Origin of the sequence: Paraburkholderia atlantica, assembly GCF_009362785.1 — a bacterium.
Lineage (GTDB): Bacteria > Pseudomonadota > Gammaproteobacteria > Burkholderiales > Burkholderiaceae > Paraburkholderia > Paraburkholderia atlantica.
This window is the reverse complement of sequence record NZ_WHNQ01000049.1, coordinates 24599-30829: the sequence shown is the minus strand read 5'-3', so window position 1 is coordinate 30829 and position 6231 is coordinate 24599. Positions and strand designations below refer to the sequence as shown.

Sequence of the window (6231 nt, the reverse complement as noted above, 5' to 3'; positions counted from 1 at the left end):
TCGAATGTGGGTCGTGCGATCTCGATGACGTGAGTGGCTGGATCGACTTCATCAATTTCTGCGACCGGCATCGTGATGCGACTGTCGTGGTGAACACCGCAGCGAGGAGCCAGACTGGCGTCGCGCATTATGGTGGGACGCTTGCTGGTACGCTAGATGAGCTGGCACGGCAGTTGGTTGTGCTGTGGGTGATCAATCGGCAACGCGACAGTCTGGAACTGCTGCTCAGGTTCGGTGCCACGTTCCCGAATGCAGTGACGCATGTGGTGCGTAACGGCTATTTTGGCTCGCCCGAGAAGTTCACCCTGTACCGGGACTCGCAACTGAGGAGGGCTGTCGAGGAGCAGGGCCAGTCGCTGGATTTTCCAGATCTCGCGGATCGCGTCGCTGATGAACTGCGTAGCCAGCGCCTGTCGATACCCAAGGCAGCGGAAACGATGCATATTGGCGAACGGGCGGAACTGCTGCGCTGGCGCGCGTTGTGCGGAACGATGTTTGCCAGGGTGACAGTCGATGGGTAAGAGTCGGGGCGGGCCGCCTGACACGCTCGCCCGCCTGTTTCTCGACGTCACGGGTGAAGTACCTGACGATGCCAGTGTCCTGCGAATGCGACGGGTGTCGGGTGCGCTGAACCTGCGCGATAACGATGCACTGTGGTCTGTGCTGGTTATGCTCGAATACTACGGGCGGCTCTACGAGGTCATGCCGGAACGCATCCGGCAGGCGGGGGCGGGCAGTCTCGATGCCGTGCGGACAGAGGCGCGCGCAGCCAGGGACGTGCTGATGGCACAGCATCGTGATGCGCTTGCGCGCTGCAAGGCGACGATTGAACTGGCCGAGCGGATGACCGGTGAGCACGAGGCGCGTTACAGGGCCGCACTCGCGGAACTCGACAGACAGGCATTGTCTGTACTGGTTGAACGGGCAAGCGGTCGGCTTGCGCGTACGGTGGGAAACCGGCTCGTGGCTGTGACAGCGATGGCGGCGCGCGAACAGCGGCAACGGCTTGATGCGGCGGCGGCCTCATTTGAGCGAAAGGTGATGCGGCGGGTAGTCAGGGCGTGCTACGGGCTGATGGTCTGCGCGCTGATTGTCTTGCTGCTGGCGGCGGGGGCTGGCTGGTGGGCTGGACGTCATCTGATGCGGTAGGGTGTGTGACGTCTACTTGTGCGAGTCACAGTTCGTCGGTGTCGCCGGGCTATGAGCGCGGCGGCATCACGAAGCATGCGCAAGGGCGGCTCGTTCGGGTCGACCCTGATCACCGGTAGCCTGTAACCATTATCCTCTGCGGGGGGCGAGTGCCACGTCGTACTACTTCCTCTGTTTTACTGCAGTCTTTGACAGTTTCGACAGTTGGGCTTGCGTGATTGACTCCAGAGTGGGAAACAGGGTGCCGGGCCAGCACTGTGTGACCGCGCCGGGACGTGACCCGGAGGGCGTCGCAGCGAAAAGACTGAGAACGGGGCGGCGTGGGTGCGCCGCCACCGGATCGTTATGCCTTCAGTTGGCGCATGGCATCCGCCAGCATCCAGAGCGCTCGGTTGAGCTTCACGTTCTGATCGATGCCCGTGACGGGGCGCGTGGACATTGCGCGGCCCGATCGCGAGCGGCCGTGCAGTCCACCCTTCGTCAGGTTTTCCTGCACCCGGTTAAAGACGGTCCAGAGGTCATCGCCGCGATCCTCGAAGCGGCGCGGGGAAAGCAACTGGCTTCCGGTAATCGGTGTGGGCGCTTCGGCATCGGTCGGGTCGTAACGCAACGCGAGTGCGGATCGGGCGAACGCCTGCTGTTCGTCGCGATCGAGCGTCATGGCGCGCATGCCTTCCTTCTGCTCGCGGATCAGATCGAAGCCCTCAAGGACGTCGAAAGCGCCATTGATCACGTTCTGGATGACGTTGCCTTTGTGTGGCACGCGGATATCGGCGATGTTCTCGCCCGCGATCATGCCATTCTGGCAGACAAACCGGAATGCGCCCGCCAGCATCTGGTAACTGCTGGTGCCGTCGTGCGAGTTCAGCAGGACGATTTCGTCGGCTTCCTCGCCGGTGATCTGGTCGGCATGGCGAAGCCGCAGCATGTGTTTGGTGAATTCCCGCTTCCCCTGATCGCGTACGCGGGTCTGGCAGATCATGAACGGCTGAAACCCTTCGTTGCGCAGACCGCGCAGGACGTCGATGGTGGGAATGTAGGTATAGCGTTCGGAACGGCTTTCGTGCTTGCAGTCCGCGAAGATGGAGGGAGCAACCCGGCGAATCTGATCGTCTGAGAGGGGCGAGTCAGCGCGAAGCATCGGGGAGCCGTAATGGAAAGAGGAAACGAGTTGCATGGCAATCTCCACAGTCAAGGTTGAGGACCTGAACCGGGCGAGGGAGGCGCCTTGCCATTGCGGCTGGACACTTCCCGGTGGAACTCGGGGTTGGCGTTGCTGCCGCCAGGCTCCCGGGTTCCCGCCCGTGCGACTTGAGGAGCCGATAGCGGGCGGGCGTCAAGGAAAAAGGCGAGGGAGGGGCGCGGGCAACACGGTCCCTCGCCCCTTGATGCGCGCCCGTTATCGGCTACGGTCGCGGGTCAAGGGCGGGAACCCGGAAGCCGGGTGTAATGCCATGCCTCGGGTTGACCGGGCATGCAGGCGTGGACCAACAGGCGCCACCGCGCAGGGCACTCCTCGATAGAATGCGACGGAATTGACTGATGTGGCTGGAGTTGATGACCGACGATCGGCGCCATCAGGTGATTTACAACCGTGCGCGGCGGCAGGCGAGAATGCGCCTCGAGTAGCTGGATTGATGGCAGTCGTGCGGCCCGCGACTACACGGCTGCGTGGCCACGGTCTCTCATAGCGGAGGGATCGGGACCTTGCCGACACCGCGACACGGGGCAGATTTCGGCCAAAGCCGACAGTGGCCGATCAGGAACGTGTGGCCGTTCTAGATCGCTTCACCGACATTCGCGACCCGGTGCCGGCGTATGTCAGCTTTCCTTATTCGCGAACGAGTCCTCTCGACCCGATGCGATCGGTCGTATGCGGCACCGTCAACGGCTGTTTACTGACCTATCTCAGTCGGTCAACTCTGAATATGCTCGACGGTGGTTTTTGTTCTGAATATGCAACGATCATCAATGCTTCGCGCTGCTGGCCCGACTGCTCGTTGGTCTCGCGTCACACATTCGGCGCACCGCTAGTCCACGCATTTAAGTCCCCAAAGACTCAACGCTTGGAGTGCGTTCTCAGACCGACTGCCTCCGTTCCGATAGTCCCAGCAGCACAAACCCTCCAATACCGAGAATGATGAGCCACAACAATGTCTCGTCCCAAACAAAGTGCCATGGATTCTGAGGGAAGTACAAACGAAGGGTGATGTAGCTCCAAATGCAATAGAAAACTATATATGATGCAAGTGAGACTAGTACCAGCCCAATTTCGCCGATTGCCAAAGTTACCGGCCCCATGATTGCGCCACCGGCGAGCATAATTGACAATCCGACCATAATAAATAGACCTGCACCCGCCAGCGTCTCACTGGCATGTGCGGGCGTTTGACCATTAAACAGTGACGTAAGTGTCACAAACATCACGAAGGCTGAAAATCCGAGTAATGCTCTTCCAGCGATGCGCCTAGGTGTTTTCGCTCTGCGAGCGCTGAAGGTGAAATGCTTTGATGTCGACACGCGAGGCCACGAGTATGGCAAAGGGGAGGCAGGAAGCTGTCAAGCTCCAAAGTGTCTTTACTACTGATGCGCTGGACGTCAAGACGGTCATTCCACCGTTCAAAAAAATTAGACCGACGAGCAGCCCTCTAGCCCACGTCCGACGGCGTAGCAGCCCACTGCCAGCGAGTACATTACCTATTGCGGCCGCGGCAAGCCAAATCCACTGACTACTCGGCGCGAGTCTAGATTCTGGAATCAGCGAAGTCGTCGCTGAATGATGGACAAGATATGCACGATACATTCCGAGAAATGTCGACATTGCAGTAAACAGCAAAAAGCAACCTGCCACAGATGGCAAGATCGAGCCTTTCGAGGAATCAACATGCTGGTTGCTCATCGCGTCATGATTCAGAAAATCGATTGTTTTCTTAATGCGCTCCGATACGGTAAATCCCCGTACCCGCAGCAATGCCAAAGCCAACCCCGTCTAACGGCAATCGGGTGTGAAACTTGAGAGATCGGCTAGGCGACCGCTTTCGGCGTGTCACTGACGCCCGAATGTCCCGCCGGAATCGCCACCGACTGGCTCATGTTGGCCGAACTGAGTCCGACACCGTCCGGCTCAGTACGAACCTGAGCGATCACGCACCCGATACCGCCCGCAATGACCATTCTGAGAGATCCAACGGTCACGCACTCGACTTCGGGTTTCAAACGGTCTAGCTCATGGTTTCTTCGACGGCGGCGAAAAACGATAACCGCGCAGTTGCTAACCGCCCTGAACACATGCGTCGGTCTCCCTGGTCGTTAGTGATCTTTTTCACTCTCCACCCCACGAGGCAGTGACACCGAAAACACTGTCTGCGTTTCGTCGGACCGCGCTTCAATCGCGCCGTGATGGGCTATGGCGATTTCGCGGGCTATATACAAACCCAGCCCTAGGCTCGTTTCCGCGCCACTTGCGGTCTGGCGATCCGGGCCACGGGTTAGAGGATCGAAAATGCATTCCAGCGTCGCATGCCCGATAGCAGGTCCCTGGTTTCTGACGTCTATCCGCACCTGCGTTGTATCGCCAGTCGCGTCGACGGTGACCGGAGCGTCCTTCGCCCCGTACGTGATTGCATTGAGAACAAGATTCTGAAGCAATTGCTGCACGCGCCGGCCGTCCCAGGTGCCCCGTAAATCTCCACTAACGTTGAAAAGAATCTGCTTGTCGGGATGAATGGCACGGAGTTCGTCAAGTCCTTCAGCCAGCACCTGGGTCAGATCGACGTTGCGGGGCGCCACGTTGATGCCCAGGCCCAGTTTCGTCCTGCTGAAATCGGTCAGATCGTCGAGCAGTGCCTGCATCCGCGCTCCGCTCCGTATCAGGCGGGCCGCGGCTTCCGATACTTTACCCCCGGCGTTGAGTGCCGCGAGATAGGACGCCGTCATCTGAATCGCCTGCAGAGGGCTACGCATGTCGTGGCCGAGCATGCCCAGAAGAAGGTTTCGATCTTCCTCGACCTGTGCTGTGAAAAAGGAGACGGATTCGGCAAGCGCCTGGTCGATCGCTTCGCTGAAGCGGATGACGTCGTCGAGATTGGCCTCGCCGGGCTCGCAATCATCCATCCACAGGCGAAGCACGCTTGCGCGCAGCGCGCGATACTCGGCGGCAATCTGGTTGATGTTGAAGCCGGCCCGTGCTCTGAGAAGAGCATGTGTTTGTGCGGCGGTTTCGGTCGCGTCAATCGGGGCAGGGGCTCGCCCCACGGATTTCTGGAACTGCGCTTCCCGGCTCTGCGAAGTTCGCAGATCCTTTGCGATGGCCAGGAGGATCTGCTGTGCATGGTCGCGCAGCCCCGACGACTGCATGTTCGCCGCCGCGGGCAGCAGTGTGGCGGCGAACGCCTCCCACTGCGCCAGAATGGGCTCCGCATTTTGCGAAATAAAATCAGCAAGACGCATGGACTCTGCCTCGACTGGAAGGACTGGCACAGACAAATAGACGGCGTTCCAGGTTACCCGGGCCGTCGCTACTGCCTGGCACACGGACTTGGGCGGGAATAGCCCATGCTGGTAGCCAGGAATATTGAGCCTACCAGAAGCGCTTCCGCGTATGAATCCGTTCCTTCCCACCGCGCGATGGACGTCGCGCACCGTCCTTCGACACGGAAACGTGCCCCCTCGCCTGCTCGTGATCGACGATGATGAAAAAGGGGCCGAAGCAATCGCGGCCGTGCTTGCGGCATCGGGGTACGAGACCCGATTCGCCGTGGGAGTCCGCGCGGCGTTGGCCGCCATCGCTGCCTGGATGCCGGCGATCGCCTTGCTCGACATCAATATGCCGGGCACGGACGGATTTGGACTCGCACGGCAATTGCGACGTGACGGCCGTACCCAGCATCTGGTCCTTTTGGCGTTCACCGCCTATGACGAGATTACCGTCCGCGCAAATGGGATCGCGGCCGGCTTTGACGGGTATTGCCAGAAAGGTGCCGCTCCTGATTTGCTGTTGAATCTGCTTAGACAGATTGCACTTAACCCAGATGCCGTGGCTCATTGAACGAAGGAATTTGTTTCCGTTCGGACATTCGCTGC

7 protein-coding genes are annotated in these 6231 nt (G+C 59.8%); 3 read left to right on the top strand and 4 right to left on the bottom strand.

The features are described from left to right. Both GCT19_RS36250 and GCT19_RS36245 read left to right on the top strand, forming a co-directional pair. On the top strand, window positions 1-521 hold a 521-nt coding region (locus tag GCT19_RS36250), incomplete at its 5' end, for a protein mobD (RefSeq protein WP_152854602.1). Further along, window positions 514-1149, top strand: coding sequence for a hypothetical protein (locus GCT19_RS36245; RefSeq protein WP_152854601.1), 636 nt, complete (start codon window positions 514-516; stop codon window positions 1147-1149). The genes GCT19_RS36250 and GCT19_RS36245, both read left to right, overlap by 8 nt. 343 nt (window positions 1150-1492) lie before the next feature. Here GCT19_RS36245 and GCT19_RS36240 read toward each other — a convergent pair whose 3' ends face one another. The 4 genes from GCT19_RS36240 to GCT19_RS36230 form a co-directional block, all read right to left on the bottom strand. After that, window positions 1493-2326, bottom strand: coding sequence for a DUF932 domain-containing protein (locus GCT19_RS36240; protein WP_152854600.1), 834 nt, complete (start codon window positions 2324-2326; stop codon window positions 1493-1495). 902 nt (window positions 2327-3228) lie between these two features. After that, complete coding sequence (locus tag GCT19_RS36235) at window positions 3229-3669, bottom strand: hypothetical protein (protein ID WP_152854599.1); 441 nt, start codon at window positions 3667-3669, stop codon at window positions 3229-3231. A gap of 504 nt (window positions 3670-4173) precedes the next feature. Further along, entirely contained in the window at window positions 4174-4323 is a 150-nt protein-coding gene (locus tag GCT19_RS43005) for a hypothetical protein (RefSeq protein ID WP_193727488.1), read from the bottom strand. Between the two features lie 135 nt (window positions 4324-4458). After that, window positions 4459-5598 carry a sensor histidine kinase gene (locus GCT19_RS36230; RefSeq protein ID WP_152854598.1) on the bottom strand — a complete coding sequence of 380 codons (1140 nt, stop codon included), beginning with the start codon at window positions 5596-5598 and terminating at the stop codon, window positions 4459-4461. 151 nt (window positions 5599-5749) lie between these two features. Between GCT19_RS36230 and GCT19_RS36225 the strand changes: the two genes are divergently transcribed. After that, the gene (locus tag GCT19_RS36225; protein ID WP_152854597.1) at window positions 5750-6196 is read left to right on the top strand and encodes a response regulator; all 447 of its coding nucleotides are present in this window, start codon (window positions 5750-5752) and stop codon (window positions 6194-6196) included. The last annotated feature ends 35 nt before the right edge of the window (window positions 6197-6231 follow it).